The sequence below is a fragment of the Flavisolibacter nicotianae genome, assembly GCF_003628535.1.
GTDB classification, from domain to species: Bacteria; Bacteroidota; Bacteroidia; order Chitinophagales; family Chitinophagaceae; genus Flavisolibacter; species Flavisolibacter nicotianae.
In genome coordinates this window covers 679,138-704,914 of sequence record NZ_RBCI01000001.1, presented here as the reverse complement: position 1 = coordinate 704,914, position 25,777 = coordinate 679,138, and the positions used below count along the sequence as shown (strand labels likewise).

The window sequence follows — 25,777 nt, the reverse complement described above, 5'->3', positions numbered from 1 at the left end:
TTGCAGCCGGCTGAGCAAAATCATGCTCTTTTTTTCGGCGGGAAAATAGCTTCGCCAAAAAGCTTCTTTATGAAAAAGAACATGGCTGTTGGCGACCGTTTCATTCGCTTTGTACTCGCAGTAGTGCTGGTGATCCTGTTTTTTACCAAAGACATTTCTTCCCCGCTCAATTACCTGCTGCTTGCCGTTGCCATCGTTTTTGGCCTAACAGCGGTGACGGGCCGCTGCCCGCTGTATTCGCTGTTCCATATTGATACGCGGCAGTTCAAGTATTAAAACCGTTTGGGTTTTGATGTTCGACGATCCTCCATGCGCCTCTCTCTTTTTTCTTGGCAGCCTGGCTGCAACAGGCGTGCATTTTTACTGGCTAAGATTTGGATGAACCTCTCTAGCAAACGACTGCCAGGTAAGGAGATTATTTCTTTTCAGGTGAAGCCGGAGGCTTCCGTGTTTATTGCCGGCGGTGTGTCAGTGTGCAAAGACACCAAAGCCTTGAATACGTGCACCAGGACTTGCACTAACACATTTGCACAAGTTGCCGGCGGCTGCTTTAAATGCGAAATGCCAAACGCGAACGCTTCTCCAACCCTCAACTTTGAACGTCAAATGTCAAACATTCAAGGGTTGCCCCCTATCTTTAATCCTCGCTTATTAATTATGAAGAATATTGCTCTTTTGTTTCTGGCCTCCACGGCCCTTTCGGCTGTTGCGCAACGCACCTTGCAGCCTTCCGATGTGTACCGCTTCAAGGACATCAGCAGTCCACAAATTTCTCCCGACGGCAAATGGGTAGCCTACGTGTTAAGTTCCGTCGACACCGCCAAGGACCGCCGCACCACCGATGTGTGGATGGTTAGCTGGGACGGCAAAGAGACCGTTCAACTGACCAACAGTCCCAATGGCGAATCCAACCCGAAATGGAGTCCCGATGGGCGCTACCTGTCCTTTGTTTCATCCCGCAAGAGCGGCGAAGAAAAAGAAGAAGAGGGTTCGCAGCTCTGGATCATGGACCGCCGCGGCGGCGAGGCCCGGAAGCTGACCAATATCAAAGCCGATATGGAAGATTACGATTGGAGTCCCGATGCCAAAAAGATCTTGCTGACCCTGCGGGAAAAAGATCTTTCCGATACCGCCAAATCCAAGGTGCGGACGCCCTACGTGATCGACCGCTACCAGTTCAAGCGGGATTACCAGGGTTATCTCGACAACCGCAATTCGCACCTTTACCTTTTTGATCTTGACAGCAAAAAGCTGGACACGCTGACAAGGGGAAATTATTCCGAAAACGACGCAGCCTTCAGCCCGGATGGTTCGCAGATTGCGTTTGTCAGCAACCGCACACAGGACCCCGACAAGAACGACAATACCGACATTTACGTCATGGATGCCAAAGCCGGTGCCCAGCCTCGCAAGCTCACAAACTGGGAAGGCGCAGACGGCAGCCCCGTTTGGAGCCCGGACGGGAAATGGATCGCTTACCTGCAAAGCAGCAGCAACCAGGCATTCACGATGTATGGTCAGCCCATTTTGGCCCTTCTTTCCAAAGAGGGCGGCCAGCCCAAATTGCTTTCGCAGGCTGCAGACAGGCCGGTGCGCCAGCCGCGCTGGGCCAAAGACGGCAAATCGATCTGGGTGCTCATGGATGACGACCGCCAGGTCAATCTTGTTTCGTTTGCAACCGATGGCGTGCGGAAAAACATTTCTGCCGGCGACCGTGCGTTTGGTTCGCTGGAAACAAATCCATCCACCAACTCGTGGGTGGCTTCATTGAGTGAGCCGCAACTGCCGACAGAATTATATGCCATTGAAAACGGTGCGCCGCGTCGCCTTACGCATGTGCAGGATTCATTTCTTGCGCAGGTAAAACTGGCCACTGTTCAAGGTTTCCAATCGAAGAGCAAGGACGGCGCGTTGATCTCCGGCCTGCTTTACCTGCCGCCCAATGCACCGAAAGGGCAAAAGCTCCCGCTGGTATTGTACATCCACGGCGGCCCCGTGGGACAGGACAATTATGGTTTTGATATGACCCGCCAGATGTATGCCGCAGCCGGTTTTGCCGTGGCAGGTGTGAACTATCGCGGCAGCAACGGCCGCGGTATCGAGTTTACCAAAGCCATTTACGGCGATTGGGGCAATAAGGAAGTGCAGGACGTTGTTGGTGCGGCCAACTACCTGATCGAAAAAGGCATTGCCGACGAAAACCGTTTAGGCATTGCCGGGTGGAGTTATGGCGGAATTACGACCAATTACACCGTTGCCTCCGATCCGCGTTTTAAAGCGGCCATCAGTGGTGCAGGCAGTTCCCTGCAACTGACGATGTACGGCACCGACCAATACATCTCGCAGTACGAAACGGAACTGGGTGCGCCGTGGAAGAACCCGCAAAAATGGATCGATCTTTCGTACCCGTTCTTTCATGCCGACCGCATTAAAACGCCAACACTTTTCATGGCCAGCCAGAACGATTTTAACGTGCCGGTGGCCGGTGCCGAACAGATGTACCAGGCCTTGCGTTCGCTGGGCGTGCCCACGGAACTGGTGATCTATCCCGGGCAAAACCACGGCATCGTGGTGCCGTCGTACATCAAGGACCGGCACGAGCGGCACATCCGGTGGTTCAACAAATATTTGAACGGGGCGGCGATGTGATGGCCGTTGTTTTCCGACGGTTGAAACGGCAGGTTCTAAATGTCGATGGATACCAAAAACCCGGAAGGGTGTAAGAGAATTGACATCAACTTTGAATAAGGTAATAGAAGTCGCCTGGGATAAATTGCATTTTAAAAATTAGTCTGAAGCATCGTCTTTCCCTAAACAAAAAAGGCCGGTACACCACCGGCCTTTTTTGTTGCTTGAATTAATTTTTATCTGTCTTCTTTTTCGCTGCCTCTATTTTTTGCAACGCTTCCAGTGAACTGGACATAAACGGATATTTTTCCAGCGCCATTTTGTAATATTTTTCTGCGTTCTCCATATCGCCGTTATTCAGGTAAAATTCGCCCATCGAGTCATAGGGGTTGGGCCCGTCGGGGTGAAGCTGGATGTATTTTTCAAAATAGGTTTTTGCCGTGGCATTGTCTTTCTTATCGTTCATGTAATAATAGCCAAGCATGTTGTACATACTGGCTTCTTCGGGGTATTTTTTTACGTATTCATCCATGGCGGCAAACCGTTCGTCCGGCGTGGCCCGTGTAATGGCATAGAAGTGGCCGATGGCTCGGTCGTTCGGATACAGCACGTGCAGCTTGCTCCAGGTTTCTCTTCTTGATTCCTCTGTGGCTTTTTCATCGGTCAGCGATGCAAACAGCTTTTCGCCCTCGGTCTTGTTCTGGGCACTTTCAATTGCTCTTTTCGTAAAGGCTTTTCGTGTTTCACCCTGCGACAGGTTGGCCAAAAACGCAAGGGCTACGCTGAAATTGGGATCGTTTTCGATCGCTGCCTGGAATTCCTGCCAGGCCTGTTCCCTTTCTACGTTCATGATGTGCGCAATGCCCATGGCCGTGAGCTTTTTGGCTTGTTGTGATTTCGTTGTCCATGTCATGGAACCTTCCGACATGCCAACAGGTTTTTGTGCAAAGCTGCCCGTAGTCAGAAAGGCGAACAGCAGCAAAGCCGGAACGGAAATCAGATTTCTTTTCATGATGGAAGTTTTAGTGGTAAAAAAAATTCATTTCCGGAGAGCAGGCGGTGGTTATCAGGGGAGGATGTGCAGATGCTATACAAGGTACACGATTCCAAACGGAACCGGAAAATTATTCTTTTGTCAAACTGTGTCTTTTGCAGGGAGAACGGCAGGGGCGTTTTGTTTTTGTGCACCGCAGGGAAGTGTTCGCGTATCTTCTGCGCCACCAACGAAGCGGACCGGAAATTCGCTATCTTGAACCCTTAAAAAAATTCGTTCCTGCTTTCTGCATCGCGATGTTGCAGTGGCATTTAAACGTTTGCCATGAAAAGAAATCGTTTCCTGAAATCCCTTCCCTTTTTTGCTGCTTTGCTGCTCGGCGGCCAGGCCTTTTCGCAGCAGGCACAACCCACTCCCGAACAACTGGAAGAACGAAGAAAAAAAGCCGATGAGCGTTTTCACAACGACTGGGCAAACCTCGCCAAATATGCGCCTGAAAACAGCGCCCTGCCGCCGGTGGCCAAAGGTGAAAAACGGGTGGTCTTCATGGGGAATTCCATCACGGAAGGATGGAAGAATGCCGACAGCAGTTTCTTTGCTGCAAGAGGTTATATCGACCGTGGGATCAGCGGGCAAACCACCCCGCAAATGCTGGTGCGTTTTCGTCCCGATGTGATCGAACTAAAACCGGCCGTGGTGGTGATCCTGGCCGGCATTAACGACATTGCACAGAACACGGGTCCAATGACCCTGGAGCAAACCTTTGGCAACCTGGTGTCGATGGCCGAACTGGCAAAGGCCAATGGCATCAAAGCAGTTCTGTGCTCGGTGTTGCCGGCCTACGATTTCCCGTGGCGCCCCGGCTTACAGCCCGCAGAAAAAGTGGTGAAGCTAAATGCCATGATCCGGTCCTACGCTGCGAAGAACAAGCTGGTGTACGTGGATTATTTTGCCGTGATGGCAGATAGCCGCAACGGCCTGAAAACCGAACTGACTCACGATGGCGTGCACCCGACCCTGGCCGGGTACAAAGTGATGGAGCCATTGGTAGACCAGGGCATTGCTGCCGCCCTGCGACAGAAATAAAAAAAGGCAGGTATCACTACCTGCCTTTTTTTATTTTAAACATCCAGTGCTGTTTTTCTGCCGTTCTCACTTGGCGGACTGATTGCAGGATATTGCGATATTGGATATTGGGATACTGGAGGCTACCAATATCCCAATATCCAATATCCTACTATCTAATAGTGATTACTTGCGCAACGGAAGGCTGAAGCCTGCATGGATGCCCACGTGGTTCAGGTTTGTCACATCGCCTGCCGTGAAGGGCATAAAGTTGAACGAGGCACCAACAGTCATCCCCGACTCGCCTCCCTTGCGAAAGGGAATGTACACACCCAGGTCGGGCCTTGCGGCAAAACCGATCTTGGTTTTTTGGTCGAGCGAAAATTCACCGACATAGTCGTTGTAGTTGATCAGGTTTCCTCCCAGGCCCAGCGCGGCATAGGGCCGTACCGCTGCGTCGGGGCTGAAGTTCCATTTGGCTTCGGCCAGTATGGGAATCACCTGGATGGAAAACGAACGCACGGCCGACATGTCGCTGCCATCAGAGAGCTTGTACAATTGCCGCGGGTATTTCTGGTAAAAATCCTGGAAACCGGTTCCCAGGCCAATGGCCAGTTGGTCGTCGACGGCATACAGGACGCTGGCCTTTATGCCCCGCAACGAATGATCGGAGACGGCATTTTTTAACGAACCCACCGGCAGACCGGCATTGAGTTGAATATCGAACTGGGTGCTGCCTTTTCGCTGTGCCTGTGCACCCAGGGCGAAAAGAAAGACCAGGAGGAGCAAAACGATTTTATGCTGTTTCATGTGTTTGTTTTTATTGAACGGTTTTCAGGTAGGGCGATTGGGCAAACAGGGCCTGGATTCCGGATGTCATGGCGTCGCTGCCAAATACCCCCGATCCGCGAATTAGGCCGTTCCAGATCACGCGGATGGTCCGGCTGACCGGTGCGTTTTTCAGGTCGAGAATATCAACGGAGAGCATTGCTTCGGTGCTTTGCACCAGGCCATAGGCCGAAGGGTAACCATAGCCATACCCGCCGTAGCCCCAGTAGTACGGGTCGTAATACCCACCATAGTCATTCCAGTAATTGTTCAGGTCTACCACGTTGGTCGTCGTGTTGTACAGGCGGCTCACATTCACGCCAAGGTCAGGCGACTGGTTACGTCCCACCCGTACATAGCCGCGGCTTTCCAGGGCGGCACGCACTGCAGCCAGCGCCTGCTGGTCGGCCGCTGTAGCCTGGTCGCCGGAAAAACTATTGTTCTCAATTACGGCCACCGAGTCGGCAATGCTGTAGGTCTTGTAGCTTGCAAAATTGGCACTGCTATCCCTGTTGGTAATGTAAAGACGACTTTCCTCATCCGACAAATTTTTTATCGGGTCCTTGGTGCAACTGCTGACCGTTACCAGTGCGGCAACAGTGAGCGGTATCCAGGCAATCATTCGCTTCATGCACATACAATTTATTTTAGTGTACTAACAAAGCAAGTGCCTGTTTTGGTATGTGCTTTCGCTTAATCTTCCGTTAATTACGCAAGATTTCCGTGGTCGGCAAGAGGACCGCCTGCCTGGGTTTCGGTTTTGCCGCCGGCAATCTCCCGCCGTGTAAGCTGTGTGCAAAAACGTATATTTATTTCAGCTTGACTCCGCCCCGCGAATGCACCTTCCGTGCCCACCAACCTTCGAAACCCAACAAACCCTGTCATGAACAGACTGAAGATTACCCTTTTTCCCGGCGATATCACCGACGTTCACTGTTCGCTGCTGTTCGTCAAGCACATCGAAAAAAGCCTGTCCATGCCCGAGGCGGCGCTCAACCAGGCACTGCGGGAAGACGGCAGCAATGTATTCTTCGAAAAGGAAACCGACGAGGCGAGAGACGTGTTCACCTACAACCGCCTTCCCTATCCCATTATTCACGTGATCAATTTCCACGAAGACGATTTGCCGTTTACCTATTCTTCGGTGGATTCGTATGCAAGGGAAATGATCCGCTTCGCTATGGCCGACCGGCCGGGAGACCCGCCAGTGAGCAGCATTGCAACCGCCATCCACGGCCCTGGCGCCGGGCTGGATGCATCGGAGGCCATGGAGAAAATGATCATGGGAATGGCCAACGAGCTGCAAAGCGAGTTCCCGGATCACGGGCTGTCCGAGATCATTTTCGCAGAAAAAGACAAATCGGTGTTTGAGCGCCTGCAGGAGCGGATCGGTTTCCTGGTGCGGAAAAACCTCCTGCAGTACGAACAAAGCGAAGTATTTCTGCCCAGTGATGTTGGCAGCCAGCAGCGACAGTACATCGATTACAACCAGGTAAAACTAAAGGCCAGCCATGTGTTTGTGGCCATGCCCTTCGACCGGAATTTCGACGACGTTTATCTTTTTGGCATCAAGCAGGCCATCGAAAAAAACGGCCGCGTTAGTGAACGGGTAGACCAGGCTTTTTTTACCGGCAATATTGTTGAGCGGATGATTTTACGGATCCAGGATGCCGAACTGATCGTCGCTGATATCAGCGGTGATAACCCGAACGTATTTTACGAAGTGGGCCTGGCGCATGGCATGGGCGTCGCTCCCGCAGGAGCCGGCAACCCCGAAAAGAAAAAGATCATTTTCATCACCCAGCAGGACAAGATCCCGTTTGATATACAGGCCGAGAACTGCATCCGCTACGACCGGCTGAACATTGCCGACCTGTTTGAAAAGCTGGACAAGGCCATCAGCGATGTGCTGCAGGCAGTGGGCTGAAACAAAGGGCCATAAAAAAGGCTTTTGCCAAAAGCAAAAGCCCGGAACCGAATGGAAAAGAGTTGCTGTTCTATTTTAGTTTAAACCCAATTTGCTGGGCTAAGGTGGCAAAGGATTGAATGTTGTGGTGCTCCGTTACTTTTCCTTCTGCGTTGAGCCGGAAAATATCTACGTCCTGCGCTTTGAAGGCCTTGCCGGTCGGCTTTTGGCCAGACAGGTAGCCTTTCCACGTTCCCGACTGGTCGGACCAGACCATGACCCAATCTCCATCGGCCATTACCTGCTTGTTGTCGGACCTGAAATCGGGAAAGGCCGTAAACCAATTGGTCATCCCGGCTTTCACGCTGTCGAGGGGGGAAGGCTTACCGGAGCCATCGCCATAATCCATGCAGTCCGGAGCCATGGCACTGAACATGGCAGCCACATCGTGCTTGTTCATGTTGTCGAACATGGTTTCGACCGTTTGCCGGTTGCGCTGCGATTTGGAGACGGCGGCAGGGGCTTCGGCCGGACTTTCTTTTCCGGTGTTCATACCTTTTACAGTGGCCTGGTCGCTGCTGTTGCAAGCGGCAAGGAAGAATACGGCTGCGGTGGAAAAAAGTAGGATTTTTTTCATGTTGGTTTATTTAGCTGAAGAGGTAACAACGTTGGATGCCAGCACAACCATCCATCGACAACCCTTTTGCCCGTTTTTCAATCGCACTTTCCTGCGACGGTATGAATACAGTCTTTCCACAGGTGTCTGGCAAGACATCCGAAACTAGGTATTTACCGGCAGGAATGCAAGTCAACCGAAAGGAGAGGTTCTGCTTACATGAACCGGAACTTGTTGATGGCTTCCACTTTGTTTTGCACGTGCAGCTTCTGGTAGATGTTTTTCATGTGCTTTTTGACGGTTTCCGTGCTGAGAAACAACTGGTCGGCGATTTCCTTGTACTGGAGTCCCTTGGCCAGCAACTGCAGCACTTCCCTTTCGCGGACGCTTAGCAGCGCACTTTCTTCCCGGATCTTTGGCTTGCGGAAAAACGAAATCACACGGTTGGCAATGTAAGGACTCATGGGTGCGCCGCCTTTGACCAGCTCGTGCAGGGCATTGCTGATTTGTCCGACGGTGGAGTCTTTCAGGATATAACCAACAGCCCCGCTTTCCAGGGCCCGCATAATGTGGTCGTCGTCGTCGTGCAGGCTGCAGACCAGGCATTGAATGGCGGCATTTGCCTGCAACTGTGCAATCAGCTCAATGCCGCTTTTCCCGGGAAGGTTGATGTCGACAATGGCAATGTCGGGCGGGTTTTTCAGCATGTCCATTGCCGCTTCGGCCGAACCGTACACCTCGCCCAATGCAAAAGCCCGGTCGCTCCGGATCACATCCACCAGCGCCTGCTGGAAAAGCGCATTGTCTTCTACGATTGAGATGGTCTTATGCATGTTTTTCAGTTAGAGGGATTCGAAAAGCAACGACTGTTTTCTCCTGCGACCAAATTTCAAGCTGTCCGTTCATTTCCTGTATTCTTCGTTTCATATTGTTCAGCCCATTGCTGGCCGTTTCTTTTTTCAGGGGTACAAATCCCTTACCATCATCGACAACCGTGATCCGCAAAAACCGGCCTTCAATGCGGATCGATAGTTCGCAAGTCGTTGCTTCGGAATGTTTCAGGCTGTTGTGAAGCGCTTCTTTCACCGCCAGGTAAATATGCCGCCTTTTTTCGCCGCTGATCACAATGTCCGGGATGTCCTGTGCCGGGAAGGTGATCTGCAGGTCGATGGGGCTGTTTTCAAACAGTTGCCGTGCCTGACGCCGGAGGTAATAGAGCAGATTTTCCAGGTTATCGTTGTCGGCGTTCAAACTCCAGATCACCTCCCGCATTTTATACGACAGTTCGCTGAGCGAGGCGTGGATTTTACCCACCTCCTGCCGGGCCTCCGTATCCGGCAGTTTGTTCCTGGTCAGTTCGGTGAGCAGGCGAACGGCCGACAGGCCCGCACCCACATCGTCGTGGATTTCGGACGAAATTCGCTGGCGCTCGGCCTGGATTACCAGGAGCTTTTCATATTCCTGCCGTTGCTTGCGAAGGCGGCGGCGGTAATAAAGCCAAACCAGGTAAAAAGCCGAGCCTGCAACCAGTATGCCCAGGCCGATCTTAAAGACCAGTCGCTGGTACCAGGGCGGAAGGATTTCAAAATGGTATTCGGCAGGAGAAGAAACGATCCGCCGGCTTTCATCGGTAGCGACCACTTCGAAATCGTAGGAGCCCGGCTCCAGGGCAGCAATGGTGAAAGCCGTCTGGCCCGAGGCGCCGCGCTGCCAGGCACTATCCGGTGCATTTTTAATCCGGTATTGGTAAAGGATATGGGAGTAGGGAGAGAAATAGGGCGTGGAAACCTGGAACTGGAGGAAGTTCTCGTTGTGGTGCAGTTCCCTGCCGGAGTTGTTCTCCTTCCCGTTTACCAGGATGCGATCAATATAGGTTGCCCTGCCGATTTCGGCTGCAGGCTTGGTAATCTGCATGCAGAATACGCCGGTTGTTGTTGAAACATAAACGCAGTTATTCAGGTAGGCAAACTGGTTGATGCCGTCTATTTTGGCATACGGGAAGGCATAATCTTCCACACTGGTTGCGGCCTGGTTAAGTTGCTGAAACCGATCCGTATAAATCAGCCAGGTCGTGCCGTTATTCGATTTGATGTCCATTACCGTGTTGGACGCCAATCCCTCTTTTTCTGTTAGGTTTCTAAGGGTGCCATTTTCCAGGACCAGCACGCCCTGGCCGAACGTGGCAATAACTATTTTACCGCCAATGTTTCTGACTCTCGAAGCGTAAATGGGATGGTGCTTATACAGTAAAGGCTGGAAGTTGTTCCGACGGATAATGTAAGTGCCGGTGTTGAAAACGGCGATCAAACTGTCGCCGGTAAAGGCGATACTCCTGCATCGTGCACCGTCACTATAGACCTGTTGCCAGGAGAAAGGGCGGTCCGTTTGATGCAGGTTTTCCAAAGGGAAGAATTTTATACCGGCCGTCGTGGCGATATAAACCTTACCCTCGTTCTCGCTTATATCCTTGACCGTTGTTTCTATGGGCACTTGGTTCAACGATCGTTTCCGGCCGTCATAGTAATAGAGGCCGATCGACGCTGCTATAAGCAGTTGCCCATTGCCCAGGGAGGCGATGTTTTCGATGGCGCCTGCCTGTTTTGGAACGGACAACACATACTGCAGCGATGAATGGCCATTGAACCTGTACAATTTACCGCTGGTCATGCCCCAGAGGACTTCGTTGTTTTCTGTGTGCATGCTACGGATATAATCCTTCGGGTTCAAAAGAGAGCTTTGCAGCAACCTCGCCTGCGGTACGTTGTATTGAACGCAAAGGCCTGCTTTCAGGCTGCTCATCCAGCGATGTCCCTGCGCGTCTGACAACAGGTCGGAAAGATTTTGTCCCCTGACCGAATCTTTTCCATCGGTGGTAAAGCTGAAATTCCATGTATGGACCCAGGCTTGGCCGAAATCGACACTTATGGTGTTAATGAACGTTGACAGTTTGTTGGCCGAATGAAGTTTTACTGCATTGTTTTCCAGTGTCAGCTTGTAATAATGCCCGGTTTTATTGGTTGTAAGGTAGAAGGTGTCGTTCAAGCTGACATTTTGCAAAACGGAGCCCTGGTTGGGTAAATACAAATCAGTCTTTAATTTGGAAATGGGTTTGCCTGCTTCGTAGCAATACCATTCCCAGGAGTTGCTGTAGCAGATAATCTTGTTTCCCACTTTTGTCAGCGAACTCGTTCCTTTGGGTACCGAGTAATATTTCGCCTGGTCGGTAACGGTGTTATACACAAAAAGACCTTTGGCTGAAGTGGCAATCAGTTCATCGCCGCAAATTATCATCCGCGGAAAGCCATACTCTTCTTCGGACTTGTATTGCGTAAGTAAATGCAGTTGCAGGTTCTCAACGTAAAAGATCTGGCCACCGAAGTTGTGACACCAGATCCGGCCCCGTTTATCTTCCATTAGGTCAGACAGCGAAAGGGAGTTTTGCCGGGGATTGTGCAGGTTGATGAACTGGGAACCGTCGTAACGGCTTATGCCCAGATTATGGCCCACCCAGAGATAGCCTTTGCTGTCGCGCAGAAGGTCGTACGCTTCGGGCGATGGCTGGTGGGGAATGACATCAACAGCCGTCGCCTGCGCCACTGCCAACTGACAGGCACAGGCCAGGAAAAAGGAAAAAAACAGGTGGAAGAACCGGGGCAAGGTCGCTCGATTTTTGCCGCCGAATGTAACGGTTTCCCCTTGGCGGCAGCCGGTTTTTCGGCAGAGGGCCACCAAAAAGCAGCCAGAGACCCTATCTGTCGGTTTGTATGCAGATTGCCATGTGCAATGCTTTGCAGCATTATGCTTAACCGCCCGTCTTTTCACCCACAAACCACTGCTCCTTGTTTTTGAACAGCACATTAAAGGTGGTCAGGGTGCCATAAATGCGGGTAATGTATTGCTGCAGGTTCACCTTGTCTTCGTCGCTCAGGCTTTTGTGTGCATTGACCTGTTGCTCCATCACCCGCAGGCGGTCACGCAGCATCACGATCTTGTGAAAGAAGTCTTCGATGGGAATTTCTTTTGGCTTAAGGGTTTTATCGGCCGGTTGCAGAATCATCGTGCCGTGCTGCCAGCGATCACCAAGAGGTACTACTTCCGAGAAGCCGCCCCAGAGGCGCAGGATCTTCAGCAGGCTTTTCTCTACGTCGGCATGCGTTTCGATTTCTTCGGTCACGTTTTCCGGGATGATTTCTTCCAGCGCCGTGTCGTTCTTGTCGATTTCTTTGATGCCGTGGTAAATGAACGAGATCAGGTAAGTGGCATAGCGAACACCCACGATGACACCCGGTCCGTACTGGGTGTGCTGCAAACGTGTGCCGATGCCGAGGTTCAGTTGCTCCATCTTCAGTTTGTTTTGACGAATTCGTACGGCGTGAACTCCACAAAGTCGGCCACCGTTACCGTTACCGAACGGACCTTTCCGTTGGCAATTGTAAACGGCCATACTTTGTTGCCGTACAGGGCTTCGTTGAATTGTGCAAGATAGCGGTTGCCGCCCAATGGTTCCACCGTTGCATAACGGCCTTTGTGATGCTGGAAGGTGGCCACCGCCTTCCCGTTTTTGATGGCAATCTCCATCCAGCCATAAACGGGATGCTGGTAGCGGCCCGCCAGCGCTGTGAGTGGCACCTGGGTTTTCAGGTTCATGGCCACGGTGTCCTTTTTCTTTTGCAGCCAGTCCTGCTGGGCCTTTTCAGTTTGCTGAAAACGTTGGTACCCGATACCGCTGTAGTTGCGGTAGGGCAGGCCGAGGTACGAATCCATGATCTCGTAGCGCAGGGATTCATAAAAATTGTTGGCGTCCGTATTGGTGAGTACAACGATACCGAGAGACTCTTCCGGCACCAGTGCCACGCTGGTGACAAAACCATTGACCCCGCCGGTATGCGCCACGATCTTTCGGCCGCTGTATTCTTCCAAAAACCACCCCAGGCCGTAAAGGGCAAAATGCGCTTTGTTGAACGGGTGCCCGCCATTGCCCAGGATCGATTGCGGCGTTCTTGTTTGCCCGATGGCGCTTGCAGGGACCACCGTCTTGTCACCAACTTTTCCGTTGGCCAGGAGCATCTGCACCCACTTGCTCAGGTCCATCACGCTGGAGTAAATGGCACCGGCCGGCGCCATGTTATTGAGACGACCATAGGCGATCTTTTGAACCGTTCCGTTAACCACGGTATGTGCGGCAGAAAGATTGGCCGATGAATCCACCCCTTCGTCGGTAGCGACGGTCCGGTTCATGCCGAGCGGTGAAAAAATGCGTTCCTGCAACAGTTGATTCCATGGTTTACCGGTTGCTTTTGCGAGTACTTCGCCGGCGGTCAGAAAGGCCGCATTGGTGTAGCCCCAGCGGCTGCGGAAGCTGTACAGCGGTTTTACCTGCCCGAATTTTTGCCGCACTTCCGCTTTGGTCAGGTCGGAGTCGAAGTACATAAAATCACCCTGGAAGGTTTCAAAACCCAGGCGGTGACAGAGCAGGTCCCGCAGGGTGGCTTCCTTTGCTACCCAGGGATCATAGAGTTTGAAATCGGGCAGCCATTTTTGCACTTTGTCATCGAGTGACAGGGTTTTCTCCGCATCCAAAATTGCCGCCAGGGTGGCCGTGAACGCCTTGGTGTTGGAACCGATGCCAAACAGCGTGTTCTCATCCACGCTCTTGTTGGTTCCCCATTCCGATACGCCGTAGCCTTTCATCAGGGCAACCTTCCCGTCTTTGACAATGCAAACCGCCACGCCGGGAATGTGCCAGTCGGCCATGGCCCTTTGGACATAGGTATCGAGGCTGTCCCGCACAAACGATGGCTGCGCCTGCGCACAGCAGAAAAAACAGAAAAGGACAGCAGCCAAAAGAAAGCGTTTCATTTTGTTCTGGTTTGAATGTGAAGATCGCCGGAAGGCGAATCGGATAACGGCCAGGCAGAGGTTCCTTTTGCAACCGGTGGCTGACGGAAATGGCAACTGAAAATCCGGGTCCGACCGGTCAGTCATTGAGCGCACTGTACACCAGCACCTTGTATTTGTCTACCGCATCGGGATGATTAACGCCCCACAACTGGCGGTATAAAATACCGATGAGCCTTTCTTTGGGATCGGCCCAATACGTGGTGGCAAAGGCGCCGCCCCACTCGAACACACCGGCCGGCGTGGGAATGATCCCGCTTCCTTTTTCGGTGGTAATGCCAAAGCCCAGGCCGAATTTGTTGGCGCCGAATTCAATATCGCCGATCTGGTTCATGGTCATCAGCCGCACGGTATTCTTTGCCAGCAGCCGTTTCCCGTTGTATTCCCCGCCATTGAGCAGCATTTGCAGGAAGGTGGCATAATCCAGTGCGGTAGACGAAAGTCCGGCACCGCCCGAAAAATAGCGGGTCCCTGTTTTGGGATAATCAACCTGGAATTTTCCGTTTTGGACAATTACGGGTTGCGCTTTTATCAGGTGCCCGTTGTTCTCGGTAAACAGGTTCACAACCCTTGACTGTTTGGCCGAGGGTACATTGAAATAGGTGTCCTTCATACCCAGCGGTTCAAAGATCCGTGTGCGGAAAAACTGGTCGAGGCTTGTGCCGGAAAGCACTTCGACCAGGTAGCCGAGAACATCGGTATTCAGGCCATAGGTCCATCGTTCGCCGGGCTGGTGCAGCAGCGGCAGCTTTGCCAGCTTTTTGATGTCGGTGGCCAGCGTGTGCTCGCCATCGGCGCCGATACCTGCCGTGAGGTTGGCCCTGGCATAAATGGCATTGGCTTCTTTGCTGCCGATCTGCGCATAGCCGATACCCGATGTGTGGGTCAGCAACTGGCGAATGGTAATCTCGCTTTTGGCGGGCACCGTCGTGTAGGTTGAATCGGCCGGGTTGAATTTATCGAGTACCTGCGGCTTACTGAATTCCGGGATGTACCGGGAGATGGGATCATCCAGTAACAGCTTGCCTTCTTCGTACAGCATCATGACGGCGACCGACGTAATGGCTTTCGTTTGCGAGGCAATGCGGTAAATGTCGTCTGTACGAACCGGGACTTTTTTTTCTTGATCGTTGTAGCCAAACGCTTTTTGGTAAACGATTTTTCCATCGCGAACGATCAGGGCCACAACACCGTTGGTGCGTCCCCGGGCAACCCAGCCGGCCAGCATCGTGTCGATGCGGTTGAGACGTTCGGTTGAAAGTCCCGCCGATTCCGGTGCGGCGGGCAACAGTGTCCTGACCTGTTTTGGCTGGGCCAGGCCGGATTCTGCAAACAGTCCAATGGTGAGCAGCAGTAAAAAAAGTTTTCTCATGTTCGATCGATTAACGGTAAAGCAGAAAAAAGGAAGATAAAACAGATTGTGTGAAAAAAGAAAACCGGCCCGGCTGCACAGAACGGGTTTGCCGGTCGTGGCCTTTCTGCCGCAGTAGGGAAATGAAGCAGGTGAGGATTGCCTGCAAAGCCTTCCCTATCGTGATTGGTTAGCCGAAAAAACGCGGAGGAAATTGCCGCCGAGAATTTTTCGCACATCGCTTTTGCTGTAGCCTCTCTGCAAAAGACCTTTGGTGATCAGCGGGAAATTCGTCACATCTTTCAGTTCTTTCGGCGCTGAGGAAATGCCGTCGAAGTCGGAGCCGAGGCCAACATGATCCACGCCGGCCAGCTTCACGATATAATCAATGTGATCCAGCAGAACCGAGAGGGAAGGCCGCAGGTTGCCGGCTTCTGCGGGGTATTTTTTGAAAAAGTATTCTTCCACTTCATAACCGGGCCATTTGAGGGATTGGATGGAGTCGATTTCCGCTTTGTGCCGTGCAGCAAAAGTTGTTATCCGTTTTTGAAAGTTGCTGTCCAAAAAGCCGGAATAAAAATTCAGGTCGATCACACCACCGTTTTTTGCCACCGCTTTAATCTGGTCGTCTTTGAGGTTTCGGAAGACAGGACAAAGGGTGTAGGCGCAACTGTGCGATACCAGTATGGGTTTGGTGCTGGTATTGATGGCATCCCAAAACGTTTGTTCGCCTACGTGGGAAAGATCCACCATCATGCCCAGGCTGTTCATGCGCCGCACCACCTGTTTGCCAAAATCGGTGAGGCCTTTGTGTGGCAATGAATCTTTTTTCATGGTTTCGTCGAGCGCCGATGTTGCCCACGAGGTGGAATTGTTCCAGGTAAGCGTCATGTAGCACACGCCTCTTCGGGCAAAGCTGTCCAGGAAGGCCAGGTTATCCTCGATCATGTGGCCGCCTTCCACGCCCATCAAGGCAGCGAGCTTTTTTTCGCCCAGCGCCTGCTGCAATTGCCCCGGCGTTGACACCACGCTCATTTTATCCCTGTTTCGTGCCGCAATGGCATAGAGCGAATCGATTTCTGTGTTGGCAAACCGGAAGGCCGTGTCTTTGCCAAAGCGTTCATCGCAAAAAATAGAAAAGACCTGTACGTCCACGCCGCCTTTCTTCAGCCGGGCAAGATCCGAATGGGTTCGGCCGGTCAGGTCGTTGTCGATGTTGAGGCCTCGCATCGTGGCGGTGGAAAGCACGTCGTTGTGCGTGTCGGCAAGGATGGCTTTTTGATGGAGGCTTTTGTACGACTGGCAGGAAACAAGAAAAAGGGTAACGAAAAGAAACAACCGCATGGAAAAGTTTTGCGCTTAAAATAGTTCTTTCTGCGGAATCGTAGCGGAGAACACCTGCAATCGATGGAAACTCGTGTGCCTGTTGCGGCAGCATCCGGTGTGCGACCGACAGGCCAGCGTTGGTTAGCCCCTCTTAAAATCCCGCCGGCATGGCTTTTGTCTTTTTGTATTCCTGGTAAGCAATTTTAATGAAGTACTGGAAGTCATAGTCCGACGTGCCGGCGGTGAATTCGTACGTAGGACGGTAGCGGCGCATAAAGTCGGACAGTTCGTCTTCCTTGTCGATGCCGGTGAGTCGCTTAACCAGCCCTTTGCTGAAGCGGCGGTCGATGAACTTATCCCTTTCCTCCTGTTCGAGCCGTTGCCTGAAATGCTCCATGCTCCGGTTTTTGCGAAACTGGAACAGGCGGATAATCTCGTCCACGTCAAAGCCGACACCGGAGTTGGTAATGGAGGTCATGGTGCCCAGCGAGGGCCGGTGAAAGTCGAACGCCTTGGCATAGTCGCGCCGGTTTTGTATGGAGTCTTCTTTGTAGTTGCGTGTGCGGATTTTCACTTCCCGCATGACGTCGGGCTTCAGGTGAAGCGCAATGTCAAACTGGGTGACGTCGGCAATCTTCAGTACCGGGTACTTGGGCGTAGGCTTGCCCAGGTACGAAAACCAAACGGAATCTTTTTCGCCGACATAAATCGTATAGGCGCCGGTGGAGTCGGTCATGCTTATTTGCCCGCCCGTACTTTGCACGGTTACCCGTTCGACAGGAAAGATGCGTGTGCTGTCGTATACATGCCCCTTCACTTTATATTGTGCAGACGCCTGCCCGGACATAAATAAAATGAACAGCAGGATACAACTAATATGAACGGCCGGTTTTCTCAAGCGTGGGCAAATAACAAAAGGAAATCTAAAAGGTATGGTAAAAGAAGTTCGGCGTTTGAGGTGTGGCGTTTGGAATCATGCTGACTGTTGACGCCATGTTGACTGCCGACTGCTAACTGGCTGCTCTTTCTCTTCCTTTTACATTCATCAGTCCCTGTTCGTCTGTTCGAGATTCCTCACCACTTCCTCCACGACTCGTGGATAGTGCAGGTGCTCCAGTTGGTGAATGCGGTTGGCAACAACTTCCGGTGTGTCGCCGTCCAGCACCGGGCAGGCTGTCTGGAAAATAATATCGCCGTTGTCGTAGTGTTCATCAACATAATGAATGGTGATGCCCGTCTCCATTTCGCCGGCCTGCAGCACGGCTTCGTGCACATATTGCCCGTACATGCCCTTGCCGCCAAACTTGGGCAGCAGGGCAGGATGAATGTTGACCATGCGTTTTGGATAGGCACTAATCAGTACCTGGGGAATTTTCCAAAGGAACCCTGCAAGCACCAAAAAGTCGATACCGGCTTCCTGGAGTTGCGGCAGGTAGGCGTTGCCGCGAAAAAACTGTTCTTTTTCGATCAGCAGCGATGGAATGCCTTCTTTCTCGGCAATACTCAACACACCGGCACCGGCTTTGTTGCAAACAATCAGCGCCACGGTTGCGAATGGAGAGGTCTTAAAATAATCGATCAGCTTTTGTGCATTGCTGCCGGCGCCTGAAGCAAAAACGGCCAGTCTGTGTTTGGTCATTGGGTCTGTAAAATGGGTCTTTCCTGTTTCCATGCGCCAGATTGTTTATGATTTAGTAGATGAAGCGTCGGTTGCCTTCATCAGCCCGATGCGCTGCAAAACCCGCTTTTCGAATTTCCAGAAAAACGAAAACTGGCCAAGCAGAAACGCCACCGTTAAAAGAATGGCCTGATAGCCGAAGAGAAGAACGGCCAGGCGAACCAACAGTTTTGCCGACCAGTGCGTTTCGGACGTGAAGCCCACCCACCCGGTAACGGACCGCGAAAGCCAGGCCGTTGCAAAACCGGTGATGGCAAAAACACAAAGAATAAGGGTAAACTCTTTTTTGCCAACCTTCCATCTTTTCCTCAACGACGAAAACATTACACCGACTTTGTTTGATTTCGTGTGAAAACGCCGCAGCGCCACCACAAACGAAGGCTGCAAGTTGCGCCATTTTTCGCGATATTCACACTCTTGTTTTCTATCCGTCCATCCTGCGGCCAACCTTTTTAAATCGCACTGAAAAAATTGATGACCAATGTCAAACGCAGGCCTGACAAGCGTCAAAAAAAAATTAAAACAGGCGCGGTTTTGTAATTTCCCTGTCATATTTTTGCCCCCGATTTGGGAAATTATCCACATCTCAGACGAATAACTTCTATGAATTTTTTACCATCCAATGTTAGAAAAGGTGCTCTGTTAGGACTGCTTTTTTTTCTTTCATATATCTCTCTTCAAGCACAAGACGGTAAAGCGATTTTCAGTGCCAATTGCGCCTCCTGTCATGCGTTGGACAAGCAACTGACAGGGCCTGCCTTGAGGGGAGTGGAAACCCGCGGTCCGTGGACGGACAGGGCCAACGTGGTAAAATGGGTGCACAATCCCGGTGGTTTTATCCCAACAACGCCGTATACACAACAACTGGCGGCTTCCATGAACGGCCAGATTATGCCCAGCTTCCCCCAGTTGAGCGAGAAAGAGATTTTCTCCATTCTTGATTATATTAAATCGGCTCCTGCACCCGGTGCCGGGCCGGCAACTCCTGCTGCCGCAGGTGCGCCCCAGGAAACCGGCAACGGGGAGTTGATCTTTGGAGTCATCTCCATTGTACTGGCCATCATCGCGCTGATCCTGATGCAGGTAAACAGCAACCTGAAAAAACTTTCCGACGACAAGGAACAAATCCTGCGTCCCGAGCCCGTTCCGTTCTGGCGCAATAAAATCTACATTGCCTTGTTTGCCGTGATCTTGTTTGTTGTGGGTGGTTTCTATGTCGCCAAAAGCGCCATCGGACTGGGTCGCCAGCAAGGCTACCAGCCAACACAGCCGATCTTTTTCTCGCACAAAGTGCACGCCGGCGTCAACCAGATCAACTGTCTGTATTGCCACAGCGCCGCACTGGAGAGCAAGCACGCCATGATCCCACCGTTGAACGTGTGTATGAACTGTCACAAAGCGATCAATGCGTATGAAAAAGGACCCAAGATTTATGACGAAAACGGCAAGGAGATCAACGGTACCGCCGAGATCAAAAAGCTGTACGATTACGCCGGCTTTACGCCAGGTCCGGGTGCCCAGTGGGATCCTTCAAAAGCCAGGTCGCCGCAATGGGTGAAAATTCATAACCTGCCCGACCACGTGTACTTTAACCACGCACAGCATACCCGCGTTGGTAACGTCGCCTGTCAAACCTGTCACGGCAACATCCAGGAAATGGACAAAGTGGCCCAGGCCTCAAGCCTTAGCATGGGATGGTGTATCAACTGCCACCGCCAGCAAAAGATCGCCTTCAATTACAACGACAGCACCGGGAACAAATTCTATAGCATTTACGAGAAATTCCACAACGATTTCAAATCAGGCAAAATGGATAGCCTGACAGTAAAAGACATCGGTGGTTTGGAATGTCAGAAGTGTCACTATTAATTGGCCAATATGCTAATGGGATAATGTGATAACGAGCAGCAGGCCACAAAACATTATCACATTATCGAATTATCAAATTATCACATTATACTATGAGCGATAAAAAGTACTGGCAAAGTTTCGCTGAGTTTAAACATAAAGAACAAGTTGACAAGCTGAATAAAGACGAGTTCAAGGAAGAACTTCCTTTTGGCGAACTGGATGAGAACATCCTGGATGCAAAAACGCCGCGTCGCGACTTCCTGAAATATGTTGGCTTCAGCACGGCCGCTGCCACCATCGCCGCTTCCTGTGAAGTGCCGGTGCGCAAGGCAATGCCCTATGTCAACCGCCCGGAAAACCTGACCCCCGGTGTGGCGAAATATTATGCCAGCACCTATGTGCAGGATGGCGACGTGGTTCCCGTGGTGGTAAAAGTCCGGGAAGGACGTCCGATCAAAATTGAAGGAAACACGCTCTACCCGTATACGCAGGGAGGTACCTCGCCCCGTACGCAGGCTTCCGTTCTGGACCTGTACGACATGTACCGCACGCCACACCCCAAGCGCAAAAGCGGCAACAGCTTCCAGGAGATTCCAACCTTCGACCAGCTCGACCAGCAGATTGGTGCAGCGCTGGCCGGTGCCGCCGGTGCCCCGGTGGTTTTGCTGACCAGTACGATCGTTTCTCCGTCGACCAAACAAGTCATTTCCCAGTTTTTAGCAAAATATCCCGGCAGCCGCCACGTACAATACGATGCGGTTTCCTATTCGGGCCTGAGCACGGCTCATGGTGGCCGCATCCCGGCACACAATTTCGACCGTGCAGACCTGGTGGTGAGCCTGGGTGCCGATTTCCTTGCGACCTGGCTGGCCCCGGTGGAATTTGCCCGCCAGTTTTCGAGCAAGCGCAAACTGCGCAGCCCGGAAGACGGCATGAGCAAACTTTACGTTTTTGAAAGCCACCTGAGTCCAACGGGTGCAAGTGCCGACGAACGCTTTACACACCGGCCCTCCGAAACCGGCGCAGTGGCCCTTGCATTGCTGGCCGCTCTCGGTGGTGGTGTAACGGCGCCTTCCCTGGATGCAAACCTGACAAAGACCATCCAAAAAGTAGCAGCGGATTTGAAAGCACATGCCGGCAAAGCCCTCGTGGTTTGCGGCAGCAACGACCCCAATGTGCAAACAGTGGTTCGCGAAATCAACCGCGCCGCCGGTGCATTCGGAACAACGCTCGACACGGCGACGACCTTGAACTATCGCCAGGGTGATGATGCCGCGATGGCAACCCTCGTGGACGATATGAATGCCGGCCGTATTGGTGCCCTGTTGCTCTACGGTGCCAACCCTGCCTACGATTATGTGGATGCCAAAGCTTTCACCAATGGCCTGGCCAAAGTGAAGCTCACTATTTCTTTCAACGAAAAGCTCGACGAGACTTCGGAGCTTTGTCAATACCTGGTGCCTGCCCACCACTACCTCGAAAGCTGGGGTGATGCAGAGCCCAGAAGCGGTTATATTTCCTTTATCCAGCCGGCCATCTACCCGCTGTTCAAAACACGTCCTTTCCAGACTTCACTGCTGAAGTGGAGTGGCAACAACCAGGATTACGAGACGTACTTCCGCACGTATTGGGTGGGAAGACTGGGCAGCGAAGCAGCGCTGGACAAAGCCCTGCAAGATGGTGTACTGGGTAGTGCAGGCAGCCAGTCTGCAGCACAACCTGCTACAATTGCCGACACGGTCAGAGCCGCGATTGCGCCGGTTCCCACTCCGGCGGTAACGCCGGTTACAACAACCGCCGCGCCGACAGGTAACCTGGCAGCCGCCGTTACCGCAATCACAGGACAACGCAAGGCCGGGAAAGACGAAATCGTTCTCTTCCAGCAAGTCAATATTCTTTCGGGCAAGCAAGCCGGTAACCCCTGGTTGCTGGAACTGCCGGATCCCATCACCCGCACCACGTATGAGAACTATGCCATGATCTCCACCAAAAAGGCAAAGGAGCTGGGCATCGACTACGAGGGAGTGGATTACGAATACTACCAGGAGAAGCCCCTGATCGACCTGACGGTAAATGGCAGGAAAGTATCGCTGCCGGCGATGGTGGTTCCGGGTATGAACCCCGATACAATTGCGGTTGCAGTTGGTTATGGCCGCAGCGAAAACTTCTCCAAAGCCGCCGCCGGACTGGGACAAAACGTATTTGGTTTTGCCCGCTGGAACGCCGCTGCAAAAGTTCGCGAATACTGGAACGAGGTTACCACATCGACCAAGGCCGGCGATGCCTACAAGATTGCCCGCATCCAAATGCATAATTCTTACGAAGGCCGAACAGCCGTCGTAAAGGAAACGACGCTGGCAACCTTCAAAGCACAACCGGATGCCTTCCTTAAGTTCCGCGAAGAGCTGCAAGAAGATTTTGCCAAACGTTCGGGCGACTACCGTGCAGAAGGTACCTTGTATGATGATCCTGCACTGCGTACCCACGAGATCAAGTGGGGCATGTCCATCGACCTGAATGCCTGCTATGGTTGCGGCGCCTGTGTGGTGGCCTGTCACCTGGAAAACAACGTTCCGGTAGTGGGCAAGAACGAAGTGCTGCGTGCACACGAAATGCACTGGCTGCGCATCGACCGTTATTTTGTAACGGATGAAAAAAATCCGGACAACCTGAAGGCTGTCGTTTTCCAGCCCATGCTGTGCCAGCATTGCGAAAACGCACCTTGCGAAAACGTTTGCCCTGTTGCTGCCACCATGCACAACACCGAGGGTATCAACCAAATGGCTTACAACCGTTGTATCGGTACAAGGTATTGTGCCAACAACTGTCCGTATAAAGTACGCCGCTTCAACTGGGGTGATTATACCGGTGCCTCTACGCACGGTGTGCTCGGACCAAACAGCGGTGTGGGTAAACTGGATACCGTTGTTCACCAGATGAACGACGAACTGACCCGGATGGTGCTGAACCCGGATGTGGTAACCCGCAGCCGTGGTGTGATGGAAAAATGTTCATTCTGCGTACAGCGTACCCAGCTCGGTAAACTCCAGGCAAAGATCGAGAACCGCAAGATCGGCGGCGATGAAGTTCAATCGGCTTGTGCGCAGGCTTGTCCTACCGGTGCGATCGTCTTTGGCAACGCCAACGATACGAACAGCGCGGTGGCGAAAACAAGGGAGCAAAACCCAAGACGCCTGTTCTATGTGCTGGAACAAATCCACACGCTGCCGAACGTGAGTTACCTGGCCAAAATCCGCAACACCGACGAGGTGATCGAAGGTGAAGGAAGTTCAAACGAGCAGGCCCGCCAGCAGAAGGGCGAACCGGTGACTCCGCAGCAGGAGCCGGCAACAGAGCACAAATAGTAATCGGCTTTCAGCCTCCAGTCAACGGCTGGGTTGAGAGCTGAACAGAGAATAAAAGTATTTTAAGGAAAAGGCTGGAAGCTACAGGCTGAAAGCTCATAGCATACACTTATGGCAGTAATGAAATACGAATCGCAGGTTAGACCACCACTGGTCGATGGAGCGAAAGGCTATCATCAGGTTACAGAAGATATTTGCCGCCCGGTGGAAAACAGGCCCTCAAAAGCCTGGTGGGTGGGATTTATTCTTTCTGTCCTCTGTCTTCTTTTTGGTGTCATCTCTGTTACCCGCGAGGTATGGTTTGGTACCGGGCAGTGGAACCTGAATAAAACAGTGGGTTGGGGCTGGGACATCACCAACTTCGTATGGTGGGTGGGTATCGGTCACGCAGGAACCCTGATCTCGGCGATCCTTTTACTCTTCCGCCAGGGATGGAGAACGGGGGTGAACCGTGCGGCTGAAGCGATGACCATCTTCGCGGTTATGTGCGCCGGCCAGTTCCCGATCTTCCACATGGGTCGTGTTTGGAATGCCTTCTTTACCCTGCCTTATCCCAATACCCGCGGCCCGCTTTGGGTGAACTTCAACTCCCCGCTTCTCTGGGACGTATTTGCCATCTCCACGTATTTTACCGTATCGCTTCTTTTCTGGTATTCCGGTTTGCTGCCCGACCTGGCAACACTTCGCGACCGGGCAAAAGAAAAATGGCGGAAAATGTTTTACGGCCTGGCCTCCTTCGGCTGGACAGGTTCGACCAAGCACTGGCAGCGGCACGAAGCACTGTCATTGGTGCTGGCAGGCCTTGCAACACCACTGGTACTTTCGGTTCACACGATTGTATCCTTTGACTTTGCCACCTCGGTTATTCCCGGATGGCACACAACCATCTTCCCGCCTTATTTCGTAGCGGGTGCCATCTTCTCCGGTTTTGCCATGGTGCAAACCCTGTTGCTGGTAACAAGAAAAGTTCTTTACCTGGAAGATTATATCACGATCGAGCACATCGAAGTCATGAACAAGGTTATTGTGCTGACCGGTTCTATCGTGGGTATCGCTTACCTGACGGAACTGTTCATGGCCTGGTATTCACACGTAGAATACGAGTGGTTTGCCTTCCGTTTCAACCGTGTTGATCTCTCCAGTCCATACGGATGGGCCTATTACCTGATGATGGGCTGTAACGTACTGTCGCCGCAGATCTTCTGGTTCAGAAAAATGAGAAGAAGTATCGTTGTGACCTTCTTTATGTCGATCCTGGTGAACATCGGTATGTGGTTCGAACGTTTTGTGATCATCGTTACATCGTTGTATCGCGATTACCTGCCCTCTTCCTGGAGTGTGTACTACACACCAACGATCTGGGAAGTTGGTTTCTATATCGGAACATTTGGACTGTTCTTTACCTGTTACTTCCTTTTCAGCAAGTTCTTCCCGGTCATTGCGATTGCCGAGATCAAGCATATCCTGAAAAAGAGTGGTGAGAACTACAAAGAAGAAATGGGCGAAGTGGAACAGGAATCAGTGGAGGAGTTTGCGCATACCTATGCACATTAGAAAAGCTGCACGCTTTTAGCAAAAGCTACAAGCATCGCAGAAACGGAGAAAATAAACAGGAAAGAAAAAACAGAGCTCGCCGGCTTGCTGCCTGCGGCTCAAAGCATAAAGCTTAAACTATGGCAGTTAAAAAATTTGTGGTCGCTTGTTTCGATGATGAAAAGACCCTTTTTCCTGCGGTAAAAAATGTGCGGAAAACGGGCTATAAAATTCACGATGTCTATACACCTATGCCGATCCACGGCCTAGATGCCGCGATGGGTTTGCGTGATACGAGCCTGCACACCGCCGGTTTTATCTATGGTATTACCGGTACAACCACAGCCTTTAGTTTTATCACGTGGGCACTGACGTACGACTGGCCGCTGAACATTGGTGGAAAGCCCTATTTCTCCCTGCCCGCCTGGATTCCCATCATGTTCGAGTTGACCGTATTGTTCTCGGCCGTTGGCATGGTACTGACGTTCTGCTATCTCTGCCAGCTGGCGCCCTTCGTGAAAAAAGACCATTTCCATTTACGGGCCACCGACGACCTGTTTGTGATGGCGGTGGAGTGTACAGAGAAAACGAACGACAGCGAGGTTTCCGACTTTTTACGTAACCTGGGAGCAATTGAAGTCAGCACGCAATACAAAGAAACAGGCTGGTGGATAGGCCGCTATGACAAAGACACGGAAATTTTTGGCAAACCCGTAGAACCCGTTGTACAATCATAAT

Annotated in this window: 21 protein-coding genes; 8 read left to right on the top strand and 13 right to left on the bottom strand. The window is 52.0% G+C overall.

The features are described from left to right. The first annotated feature begins 69 nt into the window (after positions 1-69). Positions 70-276 (top strand): YgaP family membrane protein, encoded by a 207-nt coding sequence (locus D6024_RS03020; protein WP_121352821.1) that lies wholly within the window; start codon positions 70-72, stop codon positions 274-276. Between the two features lie 381 nt (positions 277-657). After that, positions 658-2,649, top strand: a complete 1,992-nt coding sequence (locus tag D6024_RS03015) for a S9 family peptidase (RefSeq protein ID WP_121352819.1) — start codon at positions 658-660, stop codon at positions 2,647-2,649. A 208-nt stretch (positions 2,650-2,857) separates the two neighbouring features. On the opposite strand, the gene D6024_RS03010 is transcribed toward D6024_RS03015, so the two are convergent. Continuing rightward, a complete protein-coding gene (locus D6024_RS03010; RefSeq protein WP_121352818.1) occupies positions 2,858-3,640 on the bottom strand; it encodes a tetratricopeptide repeat protein in 783 nt (260 codons plus the stop codon). 306 nt (positions 3,641-3,946) lie between these two features. On the opposite strand from D6024_RS03010, the gene D6024_RS03005 reads away from it, so the two are divergent. Further along, a complete protein-coding gene (locus D6024_RS03005) occupies positions 3,947-4,708 on the top strand; it encodes an SGNH/GDSL hydrolase family protein (RefSeq protein ID WP_121352816.1) in 762 nt (253 codons plus the stop codon). Positions 4,709-4,873: 165 nt separating this feature from the next. Here the strand turns inward: D6024_RS03005 and D6024_RS03000 are convergent, their stop codons facing one another. Both D6024_RS03000 and D6024_RS02995 read right to left on the bottom strand, forming a co-directional pair. Then, positions 4,874-5,497: an outer membrane beta-barrel protein gene (locus D6024_RS03000; protein ID WP_121352814.1), complete on the bottom strand. Its 624-nt coding sequence runs from the start codon at positions 5,495-5,497 to the stop codon at positions 4,874-4,876. Positions 5,498-5,507: 10 nt separating this feature from the next. Next, complete coding sequence (locus D6024_RS02995) at positions 5,508-6,146, bottom strand: DUF4136 domain-containing protein (RefSeq protein WP_121353475.1); 639 nt, start codon at positions 6,144-6,146, stop codon at positions 5,508-5,510. Positions 6,147-6,398: 252 nt separating this feature from the next. On the opposite strand from D6024_RS02995, the gene D6024_RS02990 reads away from it, so the two are divergent. Then, positions 6,399-7,442: a hypothetical protein gene (locus D6024_RS02990; RefSeq protein ID WP_121352812.1), complete on the top strand. Its 1,044-nt coding sequence runs from the start codon at positions 6,399-6,401 to the stop codon at positions 7,440-7,442. 70 nt (positions 7,443-7,512) lie between these two features. Here D6024_RS02990 and D6024_RS02985 read toward each other — a convergent pair whose 3' ends face one another. The 10 genes from D6024_RS02985 to D6024_RS02940 all read right to left on the bottom strand — a co-directional run bounded on the left by D6024_RS02985 (position 7,513) and on the right by D6024_RS02940 (position 18,677). After that, positions 7,513-8,058 (bottom strand): ester cyclase, encoded by a 546-nt coding sequence (locus D6024_RS02985; RefSeq protein ID WP_121352810.1) that lies wholly within the window; start codon positions 8,056-8,058, stop codon positions 7,513-7,515. A 194-nt stretch (positions 8,059-8,252) separates the two neighbouring features. Continuing rightward, positions 8,253-8,870, bottom strand: coding sequence for a response regulator transcription factor (locus D6024_RS02980; protein ID WP_121352808.1), 618 nt, complete (start codon positions 8,868-8,870; stop codon positions 8,253-8,255). Beyond that, a complete protein-coding gene (locus D6024_RS02975; protein WP_162944499.1) occupies positions 8,863-11,694 on the bottom strand; it encodes a sensor histidine kinase in 2,832 nt (943 codons plus the stop codon). Before D6024_RS02975 ends, D6024_RS02980 begins: the two co-directional genes overlap by 8 nt. Positions 11,695-11,839: 145 nt before the next feature. Next, positions 11,840-12,379: a hypothetical protein gene (locus D6024_RS02970; RefSeq protein WP_121352805.1), complete on the bottom strand. Its 540-nt coding sequence runs from the start codon at positions 12,377-12,379 to the stop codon at positions 11,840-11,842. A gap of 2 nt (positions 12,380-12,381) precedes the next feature. Beyond that, positions 12,382-13,896 carry a serine hydrolase gene (locus D6024_RS02965; RefSeq protein ID WP_162944498.1) on the bottom strand — a complete coding sequence of 505 codons (1,515 nt, stop codon included), beginning with the start codon at positions 13,894-13,896 and terminating at the stop codon, positions 12,382-12,384. Between the two features lie 118 nt (positions 13,897-14,014). Next, positions 14,015-15,307, bottom strand: a complete 1,293-nt coding sequence (locus tag D6024_RS02960; RefSeq protein ID WP_121352801.1) for a serine hydrolase domain-containing protein — start codon at positions 15,305-15,307, stop codon at positions 14,015-14,017. Positions 15,308-15,463: 156 nt separating this feature from the next. Continuing rightward, on the bottom strand, positions 15,464-16,630 hold the full coding sequence (locus tag D6024_RS02955) for a dipeptidase (protein WP_121352799.1): 1,167 nt from the start codon (positions 16,628-16,630) through the stop codon (positions 15,464-15,466). A 133-nt stretch (positions 16,631-16,763) separates the two neighbouring features. Then, complete coding sequence (locus D6024_RS02950) at positions 16,764-17,510, bottom strand: hypothetical protein (RefSeq protein WP_162944497.1); 747 nt, start codon at positions 17,508-17,510, stop codon at positions 16,764-16,766. A gap of 147 nt (positions 17,511-17,657) precedes the next feature. Then, on the bottom strand, positions 17,658-18,284 hold the full coding sequence (purN, locus tag D6024_RS02945; RefSeq protein ID WP_240409922.1) for a phosphoribosylglycinamide formyltransferase: 627 nt from the start codon (positions 18,282-18,284) through the stop codon (positions 17,658-17,660). 12 nt (positions 18,285-18,296) lie between these two features. Beyond that, positions 18,297-18,677, bottom strand: coding sequence for a DUF6787 family protein (locus tag D6024_RS02940; RefSeq protein WP_162944496.1), 381 nt, complete (start codon positions 18,675-18,677; stop codon positions 18,297-18,299). A gap of 216 nt (positions 18,678-18,893) precedes the next feature. Here D6024_RS02940 and D6024_RS02935 point away from each other — a divergent pair, with 216 nt between their 5' ends. From D6024_RS02935 to D6024_RS02920, 4 genes are all read left to right on the top strand, one after another. Then, on the top strand, positions 18,894-20,159 hold the full coding sequence (locus tag D6024_RS02935) for a c-type cytochrome (protein ID WP_121352794.1): 1,266 nt from the start codon (positions 18,894-18,896) through the stop codon (positions 20,157-20,159). Between the two features lie 92 nt (positions 20,160-20,251). Beyond that, positions 20,252-23,506, top strand: a complete 3,255-nt coding sequence (locus D6024_RS02930) for a TAT-variant-translocated molybdopterin oxidoreductase (RefSeq protein WP_121352793.1) — start codon at positions 20,252-20,254, stop codon at positions 23,504-23,506. A 111-nt stretch (positions 23,507-23,617) separates the two neighbouring features. Continuing rightward, entirely contained in the window at positions 23,618-25,060 is a 1,443-nt protein-coding gene (gene nrfD / locus D6024_RS02925; RefSeq protein ID WP_121352791.1) for an NrfD/PsrC family molybdoenzyme membrane anchor subunit, read from the top strand. A 119-nt stretch (positions 25,061-25,179) separates the two neighbouring features. Continuing rightward, positions 25,180-25,776: a DUF3341 domain-containing protein gene (locus D6024_RS02920; protein ID WP_121352789.1), complete on the top strand. Its 597-nt coding sequence runs from the start codon at positions 25,180-25,182 to the stop codon at positions 25,774-25,776. Position 25,777 lies beyond the last annotated feature (1 nt).